Here is a 21819-nt window from a genome sequence, read left to right as displayed (position 1 = left end):
ATACTGTATGAATTACCAGTTATTCGTTATCTCTTTGCAACACTGGCAAAGTCACGGTTGCGATTGCACCTTGATCAAGATGATTCTCTAATTGTAATTGCCCGTCATGGTTAAGCATTATCTGTCGACTTAATGCTAAGCCTAAGCCAGTGCCTTGCTGCTTGGTGGTATAAAAAGGCACAAATAAGTTATCAAAATTAGCGATCCCCTGCCCAAAATCTCGGATGCTAATTTTCAACATGTCATCGCTTGCCTCAAGGTTTAGTTCAATGCCTTGTTGGTTATTTGCTGTATTGGCTTCAATGGCATTTTTTATCAGATTGATAAGCACTTGCTGAAGCTGTTTTTTATCAACATTCAGCACTAACTGTGAGGCAGGTTTTGGCCAATTTTCGCTATAAGTAAATTCACAATCAAACAAAGGCAAGATCGGATCAAATAAACTTTGTACTGTGGTAGCTGATTTACTCGGCTTTGGTAATTGAGCCAATTCACGGTAACTGGTAATAAAGGCCTGCAAAGAGCTTGCCCGCTCGGAAATTATTTCAAGTCCTTGCTGGAACTGAGATTGTTTAGGAAATTCACATTGTTGAATTTTCTTATTAAGACTACGGCTGATTGTCGCAATTGGCGTGAGTGAATTATTAAGTTCGTGACTTAATACGCGTAATAGATCTTGCCAAGCTTGCTGCTTACGTTCATCTAGTATTTGCTCAGCTTTTATTAAAAGCAACAGCGTCTGTGGGTTGCCAGCGCTTAAATACTTATCTTTAAATGCAAAATACTCACCTTGTAACTGTGTCGTGTTTAACGTGACTACCGCTGAGTTTTTCTCAGTGAGTGATTTCATCCAATTGAAATCTTGAAGTGAACAAGCTTCTAACTCTTGACCTAAAAATAGCTGGGTATGCGCGGCATGATTTGCCATCACAATACTTTGATCAATGTCGTAAGCAAAGCACATCGCTTGAACCTGATCTAAAATTTTATCGATCAGGACCTGTTTTTCAGATACTTGCCGACTCTTGGTTTGTAAGTTATCTGCGAGCGTGTTGATTAGTTTCAGTAACGGTGCGATGGCGGCATCTTGCTGTAAATTTCCACGCATTGTGTAATCTTCTTCAATCAAAGCCGCCAATAAGTTACTAATAAGCTGTTGTTGTTTGTCTATGTTATTTCGTGTGGCATACACCACATAAAATAACCCTAACATGGCAATGATGCTGAAAAACGCCAGCAAATAGGTGTTTATCCCGGCGTAAAATAAACTAAAAAACGACACTAAAATCATAGGGATCGACAAACCCAATAATAACCGAGTCTGTTGCTGTTTATGATCAACCGCTTTCGTTTTTAAGCGCTTAAAAAATTGCATGTTATTGCGCTTCGTATTTAGCTAAACGACGGTAATAGCCACTGCGACTAAGACCCAAAGATTTGGCTGTTTCGGTGACATTCCCTGCAAAGTGTTTAAGTCTTTGTTCCATTGCCTGAAACTCTATTTCATCTAAAGTTAAATTAGGTTGAGTGATTATGTTTTCTTCTGGCTCCGATGTTGGGGAATTTTGCTGGGCATCATTACCTGTTACGCTGAGATTCAAGCTTTCAGCTGTGATACTTCTGTCACTTAAAAACAGTGCACGCTCTATACAATGGCTTAACTCTCTTAAATTACCCGGCCAGTGATATGCAAGTAATGCAGCTTTAGCACACTCAGATAAACAAACATCGGTTTTACCATAATGCTTACTGTGTTTCGCAACAAAGTAATTAGCCAATGGCACTATGTCATCTTTGCGCGCTTTCAACGCTGGCATATGCAAGGTAACCGTATTTAAGCGATAAAATAAATCTTGTCGAAATGACCCAGCTTGAATAGCAGACTCAAGATCTGTATTGGTCGCAGAAACTAATCTTACATCAGCACATTGGGTTTTGCTTGAACCCACAGGTTCAAATTGCTTTTCTTCGAGAACGCGCAGCAATTTTGCCTGCTGGGCAAGCGGAATATTGCCTATTTCATCTAAAAATAATGTGCCCTGCTGCGCCATTTGAAAGCGCCCTGCACGGTTTTGTTTGGCATCTGTAAACGCGCCCTTTACGTGACCAAATAGCTCGCTTTCAAATAAACTTTCTACAATCGCGCCCATATTTGCACTAACAAAGGGCCCTGAAGCACGCTGTGAAAACTGATGAATTTTGCTTGCAAGTAAACTTTTCCCCGTGCCGTTTTCACCTGTGATCAAAATGTTCATATCACTTTTTGCTAAGCTCTGTGCTTGTTTTAGCAATTGCTGCATCACTGCTGATTCTGCAATGAGATCATCATGTTGAAGATATAGGTCTTGTATTAATTGGCTGTTCTCGTCTTTTGCGAGTTCAAGTTGTTGCTCTCTTTCAGCCAGTTTAATTTGGGTTTGAATGGTATTGATGAGTGCTTCATCTTGCCATGGTTTTTGCACGAAGTCTTTTGCACCAGCCTTCAATGCAGCAACCGCAATATCTATGGTTGCCCAACCAGTCATGGCAATAATCGGCGGCAGTTTATCGGTCAACAATTCATTCATTTGCTGAATAAATTCAGTACCTTCATTGCCTGAGGTAGTATCCCGATGGAAGTTCATATCCAGCATGACAAGATCAAAGTTATGTTGTGTTAATTGGGTTTTAGCGGCTTCAATAGATGTTACCCCTTGCACATCAAAACCATGATCATCGAGTAAAAACTGTAAGCTGGCGATGATATTAATATCATCGTCAGCCACTAAAATATTTGCCATTCTTTTTGTTATTCCTTACCCATAGCGAAGCACTTGGCTTGGCTCCAATACTACCGCATTTCTAGTCGGGAAATAAATGGCTAGTAACACTGCACTGGCCACCAAGACTGTTACAACGCATGCGAGCATAGGATATATATAAGCTGGCACGAGCTGTTCCGTAAAATTATGAAACAGATAAGCAATCAAGACAAAAAATAACAAGGCTAAACCACTTCCTAATACCAACAATTTGCTGCCTTGCTTTACGAACAGACTGACTATCGCTCTATCAGTCGCACCAACAGCACGGCGAATACCAATTTCATTGTAACGTTGATAAACGGTACCCGCACTTAAGCCATAAATACCTGTTAATGCTAAAAACAATGCAAAGAAAGCACATCCAAAAGTAATAAAGAACGCTGTTTTAGCCATTTTGTGCAGCATGCCAAAGTCATCTTCTTTCGATCTGAAATAGCCTGGATCTGACGCATGATCTAAACGGTAAAATACATGATAGAAATCGGTCTGTGCTTGTTGGCTATCTCCAAAGTGTTTTAATGTCACTCTTAAAGGCCCAACTTCACCCTGTAACGCCGATGTATAAATTTCGTCTTCTTTATCGAGTGCAGCGAATAGAGACGATACATTCATTCTGTTTGTCACAACTCCAACAATTGTGTGCGTCTCTTTACCTGATTTAAGTTCAACGTCTATTTGCTCTCCAATTGGGCTGGCATTCGGCCAGTACCGTTTTGCCATTGAATCTGAGATCACAGCCGTTCGCATGGCATTGCGATGATCTTGCTCTTCAAGGTGACGACCTTCTAGCAAATACGGACCGTAGCTTTGTGTGTTTCCAATCAGCTCAATTACATCTACTTGTGGTTTATCCTGATCTCTTTCAATGATTTGACCTTCTGGGTAGACAGGTTTCTTCCCCAAATAAGCACTGAGAGACACATCACTAATACTATCTTGTTGTTCAAGTTCAGCTTTTAGTAATTGATAATAAGTAAGTTTTTGTTCTGCAGAGGTATAGCGGTTTTCATCTAACGTTAAATTCACATCTAGACTATTCTTGAAGTCGACGCCCATATCCATATTAATAATAGTTTGGGATAAAAACGCAGATAACCCGCCAATAAGCATTAGGGTAGAAATTAAAAATATTTGTGCGGTCAATAATACTTTAGAAAGTCGACCCGCTTTTTTACCTTGAGCTCCTCTTGTACCATCTCGTAGAGTGGCATTCATATCTTGTGTTGCTGCTTTACACGCAGGTAAGAAACAAGCAAAGAAAAGCGTCACTATTGCAAACACTAAGGCTGCGAATAAGGTGTCAGTATCCATTCCCCAATGCCACCAGAATGCAAGGTTATCAGCCATATGACTTTGTAAAACGATTTCTGTATAACTCAGGGCAGCTCCTGCTAATAAAACCGCTAACACAGAACCAAGAATGGTTAAAATGCTCCCCTCCCACATTAACTGAGAAATTAAACGCTTTGTGGGGGCACCTAACGCAGCACGGATCGCCGTCTCTTTATTTTTCTCTAACGCTCTAGCAAGCAATAAGTTACCAACATTGATACAAGCGAGTAATAATATGCATAGTGCAACACCATTGATAAAGGTAAAAACAATACCACCCGCACCATTTACTTGTGCACTCGGAAACGATGTAATCGCAACTGTTCTTGGCTCATAGTCACGGCCCAGTGCTTGCTGCTTCTGAGCATAAAACCCTTTTAACAAGCTAGATAATTCAGTTTCGGCTTGCTCAACAGACGTGCCTTTATTTAAACGACCATAGGCACTAAGCCACTCATCGTTGCTCATTTGTGGCTGTCTATATTGCAAAGATAAAGGCTGCCAAGCTCTACCTGCGACTGGAAACGCAAAACCTTCAGGCATAACGCCTATAACCGTCGTTAATTGATTATTAAGATTTATAATTTGACCAACTATATCTTGCTGACCATTAAAAGTGCTCTGCCAAATAACATAACTTAACACCACCACAGGTTCTGCACCGGCTTGGTAGTCTTCAGCTTGTAGTGTACGTCCCATTAATGGTTGAACTTTTGCAAACTCAAAGAAGTTACTGTCTACTTTTTCTAAACTAAGTCGTTTAGATGTTTGTTCAAATAATATATGCCCAAATGTTGATACATAACGACCTATCTGCGCGAAACTGGTTTGTGATTCGATTAGATTCGCGGTTTCCCAAGCCGGCATAGGATCTAGGTCTGCATCTTCTTGTGATTGAGAAGATATATGTAAAATGGTATCGCCTTCGGGTAAAGGTAAATCTTTGTATAGCACTGAATTCAAGAATGAAAAACTATACAAGCTGACAAATAGCCCGCCAATAAGCACCAGCAGCGTCAAGGCTGAGAATTTAGGCGACTGAAGTAATTGTCTGAGTGCATACTTAATATCAAGCCACATACTGTGCTCCTTACGCTGGTACTTTTTCGACGGAATGAAGCATGACATCATTGACTAATGTGCCATCAAGAATACTAACTTGTCGCTGCGCCATCTGAGCACTGCGAGGGTCATGCGTCACCATGCAAATCGTGCTGCCATCTCGATGTAACTGGTCAAATAACGCCATCACTTTTTCTGCATTTTGACTGTCTAAGTTACCTGTTGGCTCATCGGCAAAGATAATTTTAGGATCGTTCACCAAAGCTCTTGCAACGGCCACTCTTTGCTGTTGACCACCAGACAGCTGAGAAGGAAAGTGATTCGCACGATGTTGCATACCAACACGTTCCAATACTTCATCCACCTTAGTTTGCATCAAGCTCTTAGAGACATCATTTTGGTAAGTCAGCGGCAACATGATGTTTTCACTGATTGTGAGACTAGAAATTAAATTAAAAGACTGAAAAACAAAGCCGATGTCATAACAACGGATCTTAGCCCGTTTATCTCGACTAAAACCCGTGACATCCTGACCATTAAATAAATATTGTCCGCTAGTTGCGGTGTCTAGTAAGCCTAAAATAGACAACAAGGTAGTTTTACCGCAGCCAGAAGGGCCAGATAGGGAAACATACTCACCTTGTGCTATTTCAAGATTAATATTACTTAACGCATGGGTTTCAATGTCTTCAGTTAAAAATGATTTATTGATGTTACTTAAACTTAATAATGACATGAGAGATCCTTTTTAAACCTATTGATATTATTGTATTTTGACACTGCTATGAGATGCCCATGCGCTGGTGTCAGAGATAATAATTTGATCGCCTGGGTTAAGACCAGAGAGAATTTGAATATATTTGGCAGTACTGGTGCCAAGTTTGACTTCATGTTTTTGTGCAAACGCACCGTCACTGGTCGTTTTGAACAGATCTACCGTACGATTTTTTGGTGCAAATGCAGGGCGTTTTACATAAAGCGTGTTTTTGATGTTTGTCACTTCAATGTAACCATCAATATTGAGATCTGAGCGCGCTTCCTTAGGCAGTTCAGAGATAATTCCCACCTCCACTGCCACTAGACCATTTTCAGATAGCGGTGAAATACGCTGCACTTCACCAGAGAGTTTATTAAAGCGGGTATCAATGGTAACGGGTTGACCCATCACAACGTCTTTGACTTGTATTTCTTGAATGTTTATCTCAGCAAATAGTGAAGCTGGATCTATCACTAAGGCTGCATTTTCACCGCTATTAAGTTGCTGACCAAGTTCAATCGGCAGCTTTTGAACTATGCCAGAGATACCCGCTGTGATCGTTAAGCCACTTACCTGCTGCTGTGCTTTTCTGAGGTTATTTTCAACCTGCTCAAGACGTGCTTGTCTTGCTAATTCGCTAGCTTGATAGTTTTGTTGCATTTTATCAGCACGTTTTATTTGTGCCTGCCAGCGAGCATACTGTTGCTTAACAGCAAGTTGAGTGCGTTTAAAATCTAATGCAGACAATGAGCCTTTGCCTTGATCTAGTAACGATTGCTCTGCATCAAGTTTTAGTTTTGAGCTTTTGTAATTAAACTCAGCTTCCATAACGGCATTTTCAAGATCAAGTTGTTGAGCTTGTTGTGCAACAGCAGCGGCATTATTTTCAGCCTTAATGGCTTTAAGTTCCCATTGAATTTTCTCTAGTTCACTCAGCAGTTCGACATTTTCTAACTCCGCAATTTTCTGACCTTGCACTACACTGTCTCCAGGCTTTACAAGTAACTGTTGAACTCTGCCTCTAGATTGCGCTGCACTCCATTGCAGTGATTTTGGCTTTAAAACCCCAGAGCCCCTAACTTCAATTTTGAAGTCTCCGTGCTGTACGTTAGCCATTTGTAATTTATCTCGTGCGACAAAATAAGAAGCATCGCCTAAAAACTGCTTTGAAAGGTAAATGGCTAGGGCGATCAAAGATATAACTGGTAAGTACCAATATCGCTTAATTGCAGGTTTTGGTTGTGAGGTTCTCTTCGTATCCATAGCTGACTCCAATAGTTGAACTGGGTAACTTAAATCAACTATCGAGCCAAGATTTAATTTATTGTTATTTAATGATTTTTATATTTTTCAGGTTGGAGATAATACTATATTGTGTCGAAACTGAAACAGCTTAAAAAATAAAAGTGTCTCAATTTTGAGACACTTTTATATCATTTAAGCTGTGACTTCTTGGTGATCATGAATAATTTCGAAGATTTCTTTAAATGAATGCGCTGTCTGAAGAATATTAACTGGAATATGTAACGCCCTAGCAATATCACTGGCTGAGATCATTCCTCTTAAGTTACCTTTTTCATCAACCAATAAAATGTGTTGATGACCTAACCCTCTAAGCGTTTCGAGTACATCGCCTATTTTAGAGTTTTCTACCATTGAGTAAGGCATCGCACGCAGATCTGATTTTTTTGTCATTAAATCTTCAACAGTCAGATCATTGCGAGACTGGTTACGTTTCTGCGCCACAGTCAGCACTTTTCTACCCGTTAAATCACGAGAATTAATGACTCCTAAAAAAGTATCGTCATGGTCTATTACTAACTTAGACCTAACATGACCATTTACCATCATGAATAAGGCATGATCAACATCTACGTCTTTTAAAATAACTTGCGGCGTTCGTCGGGTAAAATCGGTCACTATCTTAAGGGCACTACTCTTAAGATCTAGTTTTTCAGAGTCGAAATGATCGCAGAATTGATACACTCCTTTTAACTCAACTGTGTCTATTTTTAAACTCACCCATTTGTTACTTCTACACACCAAGTTTATTTCGATTATGTAAATAAAAATATGGCTCAGGAAATCTAATTACGCAAGAAGTGTAACCTAGTGTAATCGCTTCTTTTCTGAAAAAAGCATAGACTCAATATTGGTTACTATAATTTGAACTTTTCTCTAAAAATTAATGAGTTCAATATGTATACTGACAAGCTAAATAATATTGCGCTGATAAACTAGAATTTTATATCAGCAGATTGTTTCACGGATATTATTATTCTAGTTAAATTTAGAAAAGGAAGCATTTATGGCTTATCTCATTGATGAACAAAAGCTTGAAAAGGTTTATTTGAAAAGTTACCACACCGTTGGGCGCTTCAAATATAACGTTGATACGCTAATAAATATGCCTGAAATTTCTCGCCACCATGCCATTATTGAACATAATCAAGGGAATTGGCTGATCAGAGATGTGAGTACCAATGGTATTTGGATCAACGAAAAGAAAATATGTAAAAATTTACCATATCAATTATGCCTAAACGATAAAATTGACTTTGCGGGCCCGGGAAGAAACTCTTTTGTAGTCGGCGATTTAAGTACTGATTGTCAATTTTTAGTTTCTCAGTCTAATACCAATAAGGTCATCGAAATTAAAGATCAACTGCTGCTTCCTAATGAACAAGAAGCCACGCATATTGCTTATTTTGATGGCATGTTGAATTACTGGTTTTTAGAAGACCTATTCACAAATGATAGACAAGTTTTGATTGATGGAGGGCTGATCAGCATTTTTAATGATCAGTGGCAATTTTATTGCTCTAGCCCGTCGACTATGACTAAACAAATTAAAAGTGAAGTGGCGCAAAATATTCAATATGCATTATCTTTCGCAGTAAGTTTAGATGAAGAAAATACACAACTTACACTTAATGTAGCTGGTGAAACAGTTGACTTAGGTACTCGCTCACATCATTACCTTCTTTTACTCCTTGCTAGAACTCGTATTCTCGACAAACAAGCTGGGTTAGAGCCAGAGTTACAAGGGTGGATGTATCGAGAAGAGTTAACTAAAGCATTAGGTATTCAAATGAATAATATGAATATCATGTTGCACAGAGCAAGAAAACAATTAGCTGATGCGTGTTTAGATATATGTCCTGAATTTGCTTACATGCTTGAATCAGAAAATGGTAAAGTCAGAATTAACTGTAATGACATTACCATTGTTAAAGGCAGTAAACTTGAGACCCGCATTTCTATCTAGAGCAAGTCTCACAGTTTCATCAAATTGCTAATTTCTGTAGGGGCCTGCATGTTCAATTATGCGGGCTTCTAAGCTTTTAAGTAGGCCAAGTTTAAATAGTAACTCGACCACAACGAATAATGGCCCAACTAATAAACCTATTAAATCATCAACAAATGCTGGCTTTTTGCCTTCATAATAGTGACCGATAAATTGAATTATCCAACCAATAACGAATAGCCCCACAAATAACCCATAGAAACTCGCCGTTTGCGCGTTCATGCTTTCAAAAATACTGTCTACCCCCCAAAGCCCTAATAAATATAAGCCACTCATGAGTAGCCCTAATCTAATATCTAAAGCTAAGTAAAACAGCATGGCGAGTATCGCAATAATCAATGCTGGGGTGATCAGAAGACCGTTGACTGACGTTAAAGGAAAATACAATAGGCCTATTACCGCAAATACAATCAGCGGCACGCCCAAAAAATGGGTTAAAATATTGCGCTCATCGCGATGGTAGAGCGCATATTTGATTAAGTGTTGGTCTAATTTTTTCATTTTAGTTCTACTTATAAATAGAGTTATAACACTAAATTAAAACCACACTTTTCGCCTCATTGTCAATTTATACCAATCCTTTTAATTAAGCTACCTATTTTGAGGCAAGGAAAACTTGTCGGTAACTAGGCGGAAATTTTGCTATTTAGTTGTTCTCGGCAATTGCTCCTGCATTGCTCTACCTTCTGCATCCATGCAGTCGTAAATAAGAAGTTTCTAACAAAGTTAGCGTCAGTTTTAGTCCCTCAAAATGATTGAGTATTATTGAGGGTTGGTATTAAAGGGCTAACTTGTCTGCAATCTCTGCCTTAAGCCTGAACAACGTTGTAACTGTCTAGACAATGAAAGAGTTAAAACCGACATTTGTGCCACCAGCTCAAATTTTTGTTTTGCTCGGGTGATCCCGGTGTAAACCAACTGTCTGTTAATACCTGAATGTGCCCTTTGCATTGGCGGCAACAACATGGCGGTATGCGCAAACTCAGAGCCCTGAGATTTGTGTATGGTCATAGCATAGACTTTCTCGTGCCTAGGTAACCTATTCGGATAGAAATCTCGAACATGACCTTGCTCATCAACAAACACGGCTTTTAAACTCGCCGATGCAGAACTATTTGATTGATAATTCACTAAAACCCCAATATCACCATTAAATAAATTAAGCTGATAGTCGTTTTGGGTGATCATAATTGGCAAGCCCGCATATTGGCGCTGGGTTAAATCAATTAAACCACTTTGATGCAGCCTCTGCTCAATACGTTGGTTCAGTGCATTTACTCCATAAGGGCCTTCTTTCACCGCTGCAAGTAACTGGTACTGGCTAAAAGCATGATGCACTGCTTGCACATCTTCGGCATTCAAAATTGTTTTACTTTGAATGAGGCGTAAGTAGTTTTGGTAATGCCCTGCCGCTCTTTCGATTAACGCATGATAGGCATCATTACTGAAGTCATACAATTCTAAATCTTCAAAGCCATGCTGAATTGTCTGCTGTAAATGCCTCTGATCGTTATTGTTCACCGCTTGTGCCAATTGACCAATACCACTTTGGGCATTAAATCTATGGCTCTGCTGTAAAAATGCGATATTGTCGCAAAGCAAAAAATGACTCGGTTTTTCGTATAATTTTGTCGCATTATTAAAACAAATTTGCTTGAGTGCATTTACACAGTTTTGTGAGTAATGGGGCTGCTCGCCCAACTTTAGATGCTCACATAAGTCCCCTAGCACATTACCTGTATCGACTGAGGCCAGTTGGTCTTTGTCACCAAGTAAGACTAAACGAGCATGAGATGGTAACGCTTTGACTAATTTAGTTAACAAGGGTAAATCTATCATCGACGCTTCATCGACAATAAGTAGGTCTAAGTGCAGCGGGTTGTGCTCGTTATGCCTAAAGTGATGAGTATGCGGCACAACTCCCAGTAAGCGATGTATGGTTTGCGCTTGCTCAGGCAACAAATCAAACAACCCGCCATCTATCATGCCGCTTTCGATTAACTTTTTCTTCGCACCTATCATAGACTCTGTTAAGCGCGCTGCGGCTTTACCGGTTGGCGCTACCAGTTTAATACTCAGTGGTGCACTGCGATACAGCGACTGTAAAATTGCCAACAACTTAGTAACAGTGGTGGTTTTACCTGTACCCGGGCCCCCGGTGATCACACAAAAGCGATTTAATGCAGCCATCGCACACGCCACTTTTTGCCAATCAATGTCATCTTGATCATCAAAGAAGTGATTGAGTAATTCAGTGAGTGTGTCCAGGTTCAAGGTCACTTTATTGTTGTTCAACGCTTGGAAAGCTTCAGCAAGGCTTGCTTCGTAGTCAAAGTAACGGGCTAAATATAAGTTATTATTCAATAACCTCATTGGTTTATCGTCACCCACAGCTGCGTGTGACGCTAACGCTTTTATCGCAGCTTGTTTGTCATCAGACCAAGGCGCGGTTAACACATTTTCGCCTTGTAATTTTACTGGTAGCGAAAATGGGTTTTGCCAGTCAATCTGCTCTAACTCCAAGCAGCTGTGTTGCTGTCTTTGCGCTCTCAGTAATAACAAGATTAGATAAAATGCGTCATCAATTTTGGACCCATTGAGTAATGTCGCCAGCGCGATATCGCTGTGCAGCAGTTTTTCTTGCTCGATTAAAAGCCCGATAAAGCTTTGATGTTCAAAAGGAGCAGTGAATGCAGGTTGAGCAAATAAGTCGGTTTGTTCCATTATGCTGCTCCTTGTAAAAATAAGGCATCTAACTGTTCGAGTTCACTGAGTGATAGTTGTTTAAAGAACACCCCTTCTCCGTCGCCCATGGCGCGTAAGAAAACATAATAGACGCCACCTAAATGTTGTTCTGGCTCATAGTTAGGTAAGCGTGCTTTAAGTAAGCGATGAAGTGCCACGGTATAAATCATATATTGCAGATGATATTGATGCGCGTTCATAGCTTGCACTAGGTTATCGCTGGCATAGTCGCTCGGTGCATCGCCTAAATAGTTGGATTTGTAATCAAGAATATAATACTTGCCCTGATGCTCGAAGATTAAATCTATAAAGCCTTTGAGTAGCCCTTTGACATTATCAAATTTAAGGTTACTCGGATGCTGGGTGATGTTTGTGACAATATTATTCAGCGTCACTTGGTCTAATGGTGCGAGAGGTAAATTAAACTCCATCTCCACTAAACGCTGTGCAGGCGTTATGTCTTTTAGCGCTAAATTATTATTAAGTTTGCATGCCAGACACGCTGATACCCATTGTTTGACCGGTGCTTGCCACTTTTCTTCAAAACCAAATTTATCCAGCGTCTGTTTTACTGCTTCTTCTAGTGTCAGGTTCGGTACTTGCGGCGTTTCAGGCTCGCTAAAATCAATTAACTCAAAAATTTCGTGTAAACAGCTACCCGCTTTTGCACCTTTTGGAAAGGTGTAGGCATCTAGTGTTTCTTGGCTTTCTGCCAATGGCAGGTCAAGCAAGTGGTTTTCATCTATTGCCCCTAATGGTCTGTCATCGTGATCTTGATGATAGGTTAACTGGCTAAAGCTGGTTGCTCGCCAATCTCGTTCTATATTCGCTGACACCGCTTTTACAGCACAATCAATCGTCTGCGCTTGTTGAGCTGGTGTGTAACTTTCGCTTGGCAAAGCATTAATATCAAAATAAGCGACCTGTAAATTCGCATCACTTGTACAAAGTGCATCAAGTCGCGCGTGCCACTGTTCTGCAAAGGTCATAATATCTGGAGCAAAAAGCACATAACCTAGGGCTGTGCGAGTAATACCTGGCTTTTTGCTGCGCCCTTCTGCTAGGTTATACATACCCACATCGCAGTGATGCACAGCGCGTGTAAGGGCTACATACAAAAGACGAATATCTTCAGCTAAACGCTCTTTTTCAGCCTGTTGCATTGCGCCATCGGATTTAGATAAGTCATACATCAGTGTGTCGTCTTTATGGTAAATCGCTTCGCTCGCTTCACGATAGCCGCTGGCAAATGGTAGATACACTATTGGATATTCCAATCCTTTTGAAGCGTGCATGGTGATGATTTTAACTAGGTTCTCATCGCTTTCTAAGCGTACCTGTGCAGTATCGCTTAACGACTCGGTATACTGCTTTTCATACCAACGTAAAACCCGCTGTGTGCCTTCTAGTTCAATTTGCTTATGCTGCAAGAGCTCTGCAAGGTGACGGTAGTCCGTTAACCAACGCTCTACGTGATGGCCTTTTTGTTGCCAAAGCAAAGGGAGGTCATTCTCAACCAACAATTGCTCAAGCATGGCCATCACGCCCTTTTTGTACCACAAAGCTTTTAGCTTAGAAAACTGTAATAAATACTCCTGCCAGGTTTTATGTGTTACATGATTTTGAGCTGCTTTAAGGTTGTCTGATTCGTTCTGCAATGCAAAAATTTGCTGGTAATTCAAACCAAATAAATCACTGGCCAAAACTCCTCTTAATAGAGCTTCGTCGTATGGACCATGAAGCACCATCAAAAATTGCATCAAGGCTTGGCTAACTGGCTGCTGGAAGACACTTTCTCTGGCAAGATACACACTGTCTATGCCTTTATTGGTTAAAGCATGTTTTATCAAAGCCGCTTCATTTCTGTCTCGTACCAAAAAACAAATATCTCCTGCCGCCACAGGTAATCCCGCAATTGTGGCTGCCCCCTGCTGTGCTTGATTCAAAAGCATTGCGGTTTTACTGGCATAAAGCTCGGCCAGTGCTGGATGCGCCACGCCTTTACTGGTGACCTCAGAGGCATCTTTTAAAACGCTAAAACACAATGGTGCTGCAGGCTCATTGCTTAGCTCAAAGCCTTCGCCGGGCTTTTTGCCATTTGCAGCCACGGCTTCAAACGGAATGTCTTTGTTATAGATAAAGCTATTTTCATTTTGTTTGAAAATACTGTTAACCGCATCGACCACGCCTTTTGCAGAGCGGAAGTTAGTTGCAAGGGTATATTGATGTGAGTCTTGCACCTGCTTTTTGGCATGGATATAGGTGAAAATATCTGCGCCCCTAAACCCATAAATCGCCTGCTTTGGATCGCCGATCATGGTCAAAGTAGTCGTTTCGCGCGTGCCGTAAATCGATTGAAAAATACCGTATTGAATGGGATCCGTATCTTGGAATTCATCGATCATCGCCATTGGGAAAAGCGTGGCAATTTTCTCAGCTAATAGCTCGCCTTGTTCAGCAGTGAGTGCAGCATGCAACTGAGTAAGCAAATCATCAGGCGTTAAAACACCCTGCTTTCGTTTTTGTTTTTCTAATAAGGATGCAACTTGCTTCGACGCTTGTTGCACTATGCCCAGCGGTAACCCTTCTTGTAACTTTTGGTGCAGTGCAAACATTTCAGTAAACGATTTAAGCAAGGGATGCGACATCGGCGCTTGCCCTTTCTTGTAATACTGGCTGTCTGACAGCGTTTCTTCACTCCACAAGTTGAATGAATGCTTTGCAGAGCCAAATTCAAAATACCAATTATCCGATTGGCAGTATTCAATTAAAGCCGCAATATTCGCTACTCGCCCAGGCGCTTTGTTTTTCGCAAGGCCCGAACTATCCAATGCAGTAAAGAAGTCGCTTGCTAACAGCGCACTTTTAAATGTTTGTGCTTGTTGCTGGTATTGCGCTTTAGTGGCCAGCACATCATCTAAGTCATAACTTGGTGTTATAGTGATATTACCCTTACTCAGCAGTTTACTCACTTTACTATTCAGAGATTGCGGGTTTGGCACATGCTCTAAAATAGTCTGAGTGGTATCGGTATCGAGCGGGTAAATAAAACTGCGCCAATAGTCTTTTACTGCTTGGTCGATTAAATCTGCACTGTCGAGTACAAACGTTTGGTTAAAACCCATGTTCGATTCAAAAGCATGCTGTTTCAGCATTTTTTGGCAGAAACCATGAATGGTGTAAATCGCGGCTTCATCCATTGATTTGGCCGCAGCATCGAGTAACGTAAAAGCCTGTTTTTTGTCTTTGACGTCTTTTAACACTCGAAGAATGAGGTCGTCTTTTGATTCTTTGCCGAGTAACACATCGCGCGCTTCGACAATGCGTTTTCTTACTCGGTCTCTGATCTCAGCGGTTGCCGCATCTGTGAAGGTCACCACTAAGATTTGCTCAACGTTTAATGGCATGCTTTCTTGCTCAGGTACGGTCAAACCCAGTAAACAACGTAAATACAAACCTGTAATGGTATAAGTTTTACCCGTCCCCGCACTGGCTTCAATTAAGTTTTGCCCAACCAAAGGCATAACTGTTGGATCAAGCATTTGCATATTTTTCTTCCTTCGCAAGGTCAATCAGTTTGCCAAATAACGATTTACTTAAGCTGACAAATTCAGCTTCAAAATCAAATAGATTTTTAAAATCGAGCGCCACGTAAGGGTTTTCGCTGTCGCCCATGCCGATATATTGGCCACCGTTAAATTTATTGGCCGCTTTATTGATGTCTTCAGTGAGCGCATATTCATAACTAGATGCAACAAAGAAAGGTTGCGGACTGCTCATAAGCGAAATGTAAAAATTGACCCATTTCTGTAGCTCGGTTTTTGCCTCTTCTGCCTCTAACGACGCAAGGCTAACTTGCTCGTCTAAACCATAAACAGAAGTCGTGACCGATTGCCCCATACAATTCGCTGCACAGTGGTAAATAAACGCTCTTAGTTTATCTTTCGCTTTAATACTTGCTGGGCGATAAAAGATTTGTTGCGACGTAAAGAGATTATCGAGCCATCCTTGTAGTTTTATTGCACCGCAGTCGATATCAATTTCAACTGGCTCTGAAGGTGAGGTGAGTGTTGTTTTTATACGCTCAGCTAGGGGTGTGATCCTTTGCTGTAATTGACCAAGTTGCACTTTACCCACTTCGGCTTGTGGCAAGTCGCCTCGTTGTAAAAGTTGCTCAGGCGCTTTTTCTGAATCATTCAGAGAGTCTGTTAGTAATTCATCTAGATATTGATAGCGAGACAAAGCATCGAGTGCAAATGGCTCATCGTCGTCAATCACTTCTTCTGCATTATATAAACGCACACCCACACGTTGTTGATAAAACGCTGCTTGTGGATTTAAAACGGCTCGGATTAACTGATTGATATCTACTTCATGATCTGTTGTATCAAACAGGCTTGGCAGGCCTTCGTTAAAACTCGTGTTGTTTCCATTGCTCGAAGGCTCTTTAGTAGCCTTTGTAATCAACCAAGTGGGATTAAAGCTTTGTTGATCGCTCTCAATATAATTTAACGTAGAGAATGGCTGCAGTGTGGCTTGGTTTAATAGGTGCGTAGAAGGTTTACACGCTTTGCCTTCGATATAAAAACAACGGTCAATGTAGTCAATAAGTTCGCTGACCAAAATTGACGGAACTTGCGGCTCGTTGTTGTAGCATGAGCGCCCCACGTAACTGAGTAAGAGTTGTTTTCGCGCACTCAATAATGCTTCTAAAAATAGATACCTGTCATCGAGTTTACGTGAACGGTCACCTTTTTTACGCTGACTTTGCGATACAAGGTCAAAGCCTATCGGCTGAACACTTCGCGGATAGTCACCGTCGTTCAAGCCAAGTAGACAAACGACTTTGAACGGCACAGCACGCATTGGCATTAGTGTACAGAAGTTAACAGCGCCCACAAGAAAACGTTGCCCGACCCCTTTCTGTGCGACCCCTTGTTTGACCCAATAACTGATGATTTCGGGGCTTACCGCTTCAAGCATATCTTTATTGTCAAAGTGGGTCTGTAAAGTTTCAATTACTTTATTGAGCACTTGCAGATCCCAGCTTTGATCTGAATCTGGGTGATAAAAAGTCTTTATCAGTGATTTGAGCTGTACGGCTTTGATATCAAGTGGGTTATGTTCACTCAAGGTGTTTTTGTGACTTATTAAATCATCAATAAAGTGAATCAGTTTACTGAGCGACTCAGTGGCCATGCCCTCAACTTGATCGCTTGGGAAAATGCCTTCAAATTCTAAAGACTCATCGCTCATAGCAATGCCAAGCAATAAACGATTTAAGCCCTGTTGCCAGGTGTTAAGCTGCATTTTTGGCAGTTCATGCTCGGCCTTATGCTCTGCGTTAATACCCCAGCGTACCCCTACTTCTTCAAGCCAAAATCTGAACTGCTCAAATTCATCTTCACTACACTGATATTGTTTCGCAATTGGCTCAACAGCAAATAAATCTAAGATATCTGATACGCCAAAGCGGCTAAAAGGTAAATCAACCAGAGACAAAAATGAATTGATCACCGGCTTTTCTTGATCAATGGCCAAGTCAGCCAAAGAGTAAGGTATATAGCGCTCTGCAGTTGCCCCGCCAAATACTGCCTCAATATAAGGACTGTATTTAGCTACATCTGGCATCATAACAATAAAGTCTTTCGGCGTAAGGCTTGGATCTTCGTGCATCAAAGCTAATATATGGTCGTGTAAACGTTCAATTTCACGAAGTGGCGTATGGCAGCCTTGAAACACAATAGAGTTATCATCTTCTTCGATGGATAATTGACCCTCTTGGTTTATAAACCACTGTGTGTTTTCGACTAGGGTTTCGCCTTTAAACGATAAATCGAAAATTTCTTTTTGTACTTTGCCCAATACGTTATCGCTAAAGTCTTCGACAAAACCGTCTATCCATGAGGCGTCAAGTTGCAGCAGCTGTTCGAAGTAATCACGGCCTAACTTACCCCATGCCGATAGAAGAGGATTACCGATTTGGAAGTATTCCCCTGATTGCGCTTCGAGCTCTGGATATTTTACAAATTTAGCGGCTATTTTAGCCTGTGTTTTTTCATCAACCACATCGCCCCAATAGTGTTCACTCGGATTGAACAAGAATAGCAACACATTGGTTTTCTGAGCTAGCGCTTGGAAAATCTCAAGCTGGCTACTTGGAATGGCTGACAGACCAAATAAGCTTATTCTCTGGGGTAACTGCTCTGAAGAGGCTCCAGCTAATGCTTCGATTAACATGCCATGCATGTTGGCTCGGTGATAAGGACTTTGTCCTAAGTCTTCAGTTAATAAAACAAGCTTTCGCCATAAGTCAGGCTGCCAAGGCGCAATAGAAACATCCACGTCTGGCAACTCGTCCATGCCCGACTCCCAAGTGTCTAACCATTCAGGACGATACATTAAATATTGGTCAAACACGTCGGCAATTTTTTCACACAAAGCAAAACGCTTTTTGCCAGCTTCATCATCTTCTAAATAAAGTTTAAGAGGCTCATACACAGATAATCCGAGTTGCTCAGGCAACAAGGTCATCAGCTTCCAAGTTAAGTTCGCTTTGTTAAAAGGCGACTCTTTTGGTACTTGCGGTAGAAAGGTCTGATATAGCTGCCAAATAAAACTTGAAGGCAATGGAAAATCGAGTTGCGCAGCCAAACCTGAATGTTGGCTCACCCCCAGCTTTAACCATTGCGACATACCAGGTGACTGAACAAGAATAATTTCTTTACTAAAAATACTGTCTAAAGGCGCGGTGTCTAATACTTTATGGAGTTGCGCTTGCAACGCCTCCATGCGATTTGACTGAATGATATGTAACATGATGACAAGCCTCTGCGTTCCAGTGCATGTTGAATACAAGGTAAATATAACACAGGGCTGAGTGTAATTTATTTATGAAAAACAATATAGTGACAGGGATCTAGTAAACAATATTTATCTAGATAAAATTAAACCCCATAACAAGTTATGGGGTTTAATCATTAAAAAACTGATGCGAATGTAGTCTTTAAAATAAGTCTATATCGTTACTTTCATCACTATTTTTTTCATCAATCAGTTGATCGTCTATTAGTTGCTCAAAGAAACACAACTTATCTCGGCCATTTTCTTTTGCGTAATAAAGCGCTTTATCAGCTTGTTCTAAAACCGTTATAGGAAAGTCATAAGGGCTGATCCTAGACATACCTATACTCACCGTCATGGTTTTAACAAATGGGAAATGAGTTTGTCTGATTAGCTCCATAAACTGATCAATTTTAGCTTTCATTGCATCAAAGTCACATGGCTCAAAGACTAAAACAAACTCTTCACCACCGAAACGAAATATCAAATCACTGGAGCGAAAGTATTGACGCATTTTTTGCGCTAGCAATAATAAAACTTCATCACCACAGACATGGCCATAGTTGTCATTAACTTTTTTGAAATGGTCAATATCTACCATGGCAAGCCATGAAGTCGCCCCAAAAATTCGTTTTCGATTTTCATTTGGAAAGCTTGTCTTGTGATGGTCTATTAATTGTTTTTCTAACAGCTGCTTTAGCTTCTTTTCAAACGTTTGTCGGTTGAGAAGGCCAGTTAACTTATCTCGTTCATTTTCGTGCAAGATACTTAAATAATTTTCAAAAATACGGCAAAAAGCATTCAATAAGACCTGATCTGAGCTGCTTAACCCCTTACTCACAATTGCAAGTGCGCCAATTGGTTTCTCTTGCAACGTAATAGGCAACCAGCGTCGCTCTGTACCATCCGCAGATTGAACAGTGATGATACATGCAGATTGTAAACAAGAAACCAGCTCTGATGGCGGCTCTTGAACTACGTCTCTGTCTTCCCAAAGAAAGTCATCATGAGGTAGTACTTTTAAACATAAACTGCGTTCAATTACCAACTTCCCCTGAACCTGCAGATCTTTATAAATACCAACTTCTTCACATCCAATAAACTCTTGAATAGTAGAAATCAAACTATATTCGAGAGAATCAACATCTCTAGTTTTGGTTATTTTTATGACTGAGTTAAGTAGCTCTTCTTGCATAATACTTCCAATCGATCATCGACTAGTACGAAACAACCTAAATATGTCAATTAGTTAGCAAGTATTCGCTCAACGACATTTAAGTTAATTTAAAGGATTGAAGTTATTCTAATCGAAAGCCATTAAGATAGGAATAAAGAATTTAACACATTGTACCAATGTAAGGGAATAAAACAGAACTTAAATAGAAAGAAATGGCGGAGAGGGAGGGATTCGAACCCTCGATAGGGGTTAGCCTATACACGAGTTCCAGTCGTGCGCCTTCAGCCACTCAGCCACCTCTCCACTGCGCCTTAGCGCGAAGCTATACTAAGTAAAGCACCACACTTAAGCAAGCTTTTTTGCCAATATGCTAATCTAACTGCTTAACATATCGGCAAATTTGATTACTTCTTCAAGTTAGAAGAGAAATCTAACATACGATTTAGTGAGCGTAGCGCTCCTTCACGTAAGTCCATATCAACAAATACTTCTTTACCTTCTGGGCTAACAAGTGCTTCTTCGATTGCTTTAAGGCCGTTCATCGCCATCCAAGGACAGTGAGCACAGCTTTTACACGTTGCACCTTCACCGGCTGTTGGCGCCTCAAAGAACTCTTTCTCAGGACATAACTGCTGCATTTTGTAGAAAATACCGCGGTCAGTAGCAACGATGAACTTTTGATTATCCATCTCTTGTGCTGCTTTAATTAGCTGGCTTGTTGAACCTACTGCATCAGCAAGATCTACTATTTCTGCAGGTGATTCAGGGTGAACTAACACAGCTGCATCTGGATGAAGTGCCTTCATATCTTTTAACGCTTTAGTCTTGAACTCATCGTGAACGATACATGCACCATTCCACATGATCATATCAGCGCCAGTTTTCTTCTGAATGTAAGAGCCTAGATGCTTATCAGGACCCCAAATGATTTTTTCACCTTCAGAGTCCAGATGTTCAACAATTTCTAAAGCACAAGAAGATGTTACGATCCAATCTGCACGTGCTTTTACAGCTGTTGATGTATTCGCATAAACCACGACTTTGCGATCTGGGTGTTGATCACAAAATTTTGAGAACTCATCAATTGGACAACCCACATCGAGTGAGCAGGTTGCTGCAAGAGTTGGCATAACAACGGTTTTGTTCGGCGTTAAGATCTTGGCCGTTTCGCCCATAAAGCGAACACCCGCTACGATGATGATGTCTTTATCTTCTTGATTTGCACCAAAACGTGCCATCTCTAAAGAATCAGCAACACAGCCGCCTGTTTCTTCAGCTAATGCTTGGATCTCAGGATCAGTATAATAATGCGCAACTAATACAGCATTTTTATCTATTAGAAGTTGTTTAATACGTGCTTTATATTCAGCTTTCTCGGCGTCGTTAAGTGGCGCCGGCTTTGGAGGAAAGATGTAATCCTCTGGCATAATTTGTTCTGCTAAACTCATTTCTCGACCATTAGTGCACTTTGCAAAATTGACGCGAATTATACGAAATTGCAGTGGATAATCCTAGTCTGTGACGCGATTAGTGCAGGATTATTAATATTTAATGAACATGAAGATGTATGGTGGGTCATGATGGACTTGAACCATCGACCAATGGATTAAAAGTCCACTGCTCTACCAACTGAGCTAATGACCCATACAGATAGGAATTAGAATTTTGAGATGGTGGGTCATGATGGACTTGAACCATCGACCAATGGATTAAAAGTCCACTGCTCTACCAACTGAGCTAATGACCCGCTCAAAGGATATCAGTATTTAAAGTAGGTGGTGGGTCATGATCG

The 21819-nt window shown here is 40.7% G+C and carries 13 protein-coding genes and 3 tRNA genes; 1 reads left to right on the top strand and 15 read right to left on the bottom strand.

Annotation, left to right across the window (positions count from 1 at the left end):
• Positions 1-19 precede the first annotated feature (19 nt).
• The 6 genes from CWB72_RS08550 to CWB72_RS08525 form a co-directional block, all read right to left on the bottom strand.
• Positions 20-1375: a sensor histidine kinase gene (locus tag CWB72_RS08550; protein ID WP_138630603.1), complete on the bottom strand. Its 1356-nt coding sequence runs from the start codon at positions 1373-1375 to the stop codon at positions 20-22.
• A 1-nt stretch (position 1376) separates the two neighbouring features.
• Entirely contained in the window at positions 1377-2780 is a 1404-nt protein-coding gene (locus CWB72_RS08545) for a sigma-54-dependent transcriptional regulator (RefSeq protein WP_138630601.1), read from the bottom strand.
• Between the two features lie 15 nt (positions 2781-2795).
• The gene (locus tag CWB72_RS08540; protein WP_171037247.1) at positions 2796-5216 is read right to left on the bottom strand and encodes an ABC transporter permease; all 2421 of its coding nucleotides are present in this window, start codon (positions 5214-5216) and stop codon (positions 2796-2798) included.
• Positions 5217-5226: 10 nt separating this feature from the next.
• Complete coding sequence (locus CWB72_RS08535) at positions 5227-5934, bottom strand: ABC transporter ATP-binding protein (protein ID WP_138630597.1); 708 nt, start codon at positions 5932-5934, stop codon at positions 5227-5229.
• A 27-nt stretch (positions 5935-5961) separates the two neighbouring features.
• Positions 5962-7218, bottom strand: coding sequence for an HlyD family secretion protein (locus CWB72_RS08530; RefSeq protein WP_138630595.1), 1257 nt, complete (start codon positions 7216-7218; stop codon positions 5962-5964).
• 174 nt (positions 7219-7392) lie between these two features.
• Positions 7393-7977 (bottom strand): CBS domain-containing protein, encoded by a 585-nt coding sequence (locus tag CWB72_RS08525; protein ID WP_252371514.1) that lies wholly within the window; start codon positions 7975-7977, stop codon positions 7393-7395.
• A 286-nt stretch (positions 7978-8263) separates the two neighbouring features.
• Between CWB72_RS08525 and CWB72_RS08520 the strand changes: the two genes are divergently transcribed.
• The gene (locus CWB72_RS08520) at positions 8264-9223 is read left to right on the top strand and encodes an FHA domain-containing protein (RefSeq protein ID WP_138630591.1); all 960 of its coding nucleotides are present in this window, start codon (positions 8264-8266) and stop codon (positions 9221-9223) included.
• Positions 9224-9250: 27 nt separating this feature from the next.
• On the opposite strand, the gene CWB72_RS08515 is transcribed toward CWB72_RS08520, so the two are convergent.
• From CWB72_RS08515 to CWB72_RS08475, 9 genes are all read right to left on the bottom strand, one after another.
• Positions 9251-9763, bottom strand: a complete 513-nt coding sequence (locus tag CWB72_RS08515; RefSeq protein WP_138630589.1) for a DUF962 domain-containing protein — start codon at positions 9761-9763, stop codon at positions 9251-9253.
• 285 nt (positions 9764-10048) lie between these two features.
• Positions 10049-11986: an exodeoxyribonuclease V subunit alpha gene (gene recD, locus CWB72_RS08510; protein ID WP_138630587.1), complete on the bottom strand. Its 1938-nt coding sequence runs from the start codon at positions 11984-11986 to the stop codon at positions 10049-10051.
• Positions 11986-15555 (bottom strand): exodeoxyribonuclease V subunit beta, encoded by a 3570-nt coding sequence (gene recB, locus CWB72_RS08505; protein WP_138630585.1) that lies wholly within the window; start codon positions 15553-15555, stop codon positions 11986-11988. The genes recD and recB overlap by 1 nt, the downstream gene beginning before the upstream one ends.
• Positions 15542-18826, bottom strand: coding sequence for an exodeoxyribonuclease V subunit gamma (recC, locus tag CWB72_RS08500; RefSeq protein WP_138630583.1), 3285 nt, complete (start codon positions 18824-18826; stop codon positions 15542-15544). Before recC ends, recB begins: the two co-directional genes overlap by 14 nt.
• 187 nt (positions 18827-19013) lie before the next feature.
• Positions 19014-20045 (bottom strand): GGDEF domain-containing protein, encoded by a 1032-nt coding sequence (locus CWB72_RS08495; protein ID WP_138630581.1) that lies wholly within the window; start codon positions 20043-20045, stop codon positions 19014-19016.
• A gap of 195 nt (positions 20046-20240) precedes the next feature.
• Positions 20241-20330: transfer RNA gene (locus CWB72_RS08490), tRNA-Ser, on the bottom strand.
• 101 nt (positions 20331-20431) lie between these two features.
• Positions 20432-21475: a quinolinate synthase NadA gene (gene nadA / locus CWB72_RS08485; protein WP_138630579.1), complete on the bottom strand. Its 1044-nt coding sequence runs from the start codon at positions 21473-21475 to the stop codon at positions 20432-20434.
• A 120-nt stretch (positions 21476-21595) separates the two neighbouring features.
• Positions 21596-21671 (bottom strand) — tRNA-Lys (locus CWB72_RS08480).
• A 27-nt stretch (positions 21672-21698) separates the two neighbouring features.
• Positions 21699-21774: transfer RNA gene (locus CWB72_RS08475), tRNA-Lys, on the bottom strand.
• Positions 21775-21819 lie beyond the last annotated feature (45 nt).

Source organism: Pseudoalteromonas phenolica, assembly GCF_005886345.1.
Taxonomy (GTDB): domain Bacteria; phylum Pseudomonadota; class Gammaproteobacteria; order Enterobacterales; family Alteromonadaceae; genus Pseudoalteromonas; species Pseudoalteromonas phenolica_A.
Note: the sequence above shows the minus strand (reverse complement) of the source record. Positions and strands in the feature narration are given on the sequence as shown.

Excerpts from the sequence above, each read along its gene's own strand:
- CWB72_RS08550 (WP_138630603.1), bottom strand. The coding sequence starts at position 1,375 with ATGCAATTTTTTAAGCGCTTAAAAACGAAAGCGGTTGATCATAAACAG.
- CWB72_RS08545 (WP_138630601.1), bottom strand. The coding sequence starts at position 2,780 with ATGGCAAATATTTTAGTGGCTGACGATGATATTAATATCATCGCCAGC.
- CWB72_RS08540 (WP_171037247.1), bottom strand. The coding sequence starts at position 5,216 with ATGTGGCTTGATATTAAGTATGCACTCAGACAATTACTTCAGTCGCCT.
- CWB72_RS08535 (WP_138630597.1), bottom strand. The coding sequence starts at position 5,934 with ATGTCATTATTAAGTTTAAGTAACATCAATAAATCATTTTTAACTGAA.
- CWB72_RS08530 (WP_138630595.1), bottom strand. The coding sequence starts at position 7,218 with ATGGATACGAAGAGAACCTCACAACCAAAACCTGCAATTAAGCGATAT.
- CWB72_RS08520 (WP_138630591.1), top strand. The coding sequence starts at position 8,264 with ATGGCTTATCTCATTGATGAACAAAAGCTTGAAAAGGTTTATTTGAAA.
- CWB72_RS08515 (WP_138630589.1), bottom strand. The coding sequence starts at position 9,763 with ATGAAAAAATTAGACCAACACTTAATCAAATATGCGCTCTACCATCGC.
- recD (WP_138630587.1), bottom strand. The coding sequence starts at position 11,986 with ATGGAACAAACCGACTTATTTGCTCAACCTGCATTCACTGCTCCTTTT.
- recB (WP_138630585.1), bottom strand. The coding sequence starts at position 15,555 with ATGCAAATGCTTGATCCAACAGTTATGCCTTTGGTTGGGCAAAACTTA.
- recC (WP_138630583.1), bottom strand. The coding sequence starts at position 18,826 with ATGTTACATATCATTCAGTCAAATCGCATGGAGGCGTTGCAAGCGCAA.
- CWB72_RS08495 (WP_138630581.1), bottom strand. The coding sequence starts at position 20,045 with ATGCAAGAAGAGCTACTTAACTCAGTCATAAAAATAACCAAAACTAGA.
- nadA (WP_138630579.1), bottom strand. The coding sequence starts at position 21,475 with ATGAGTTTAGCAGAACAAATTATGCCAGAGGATTACATCTTTCCTCCA.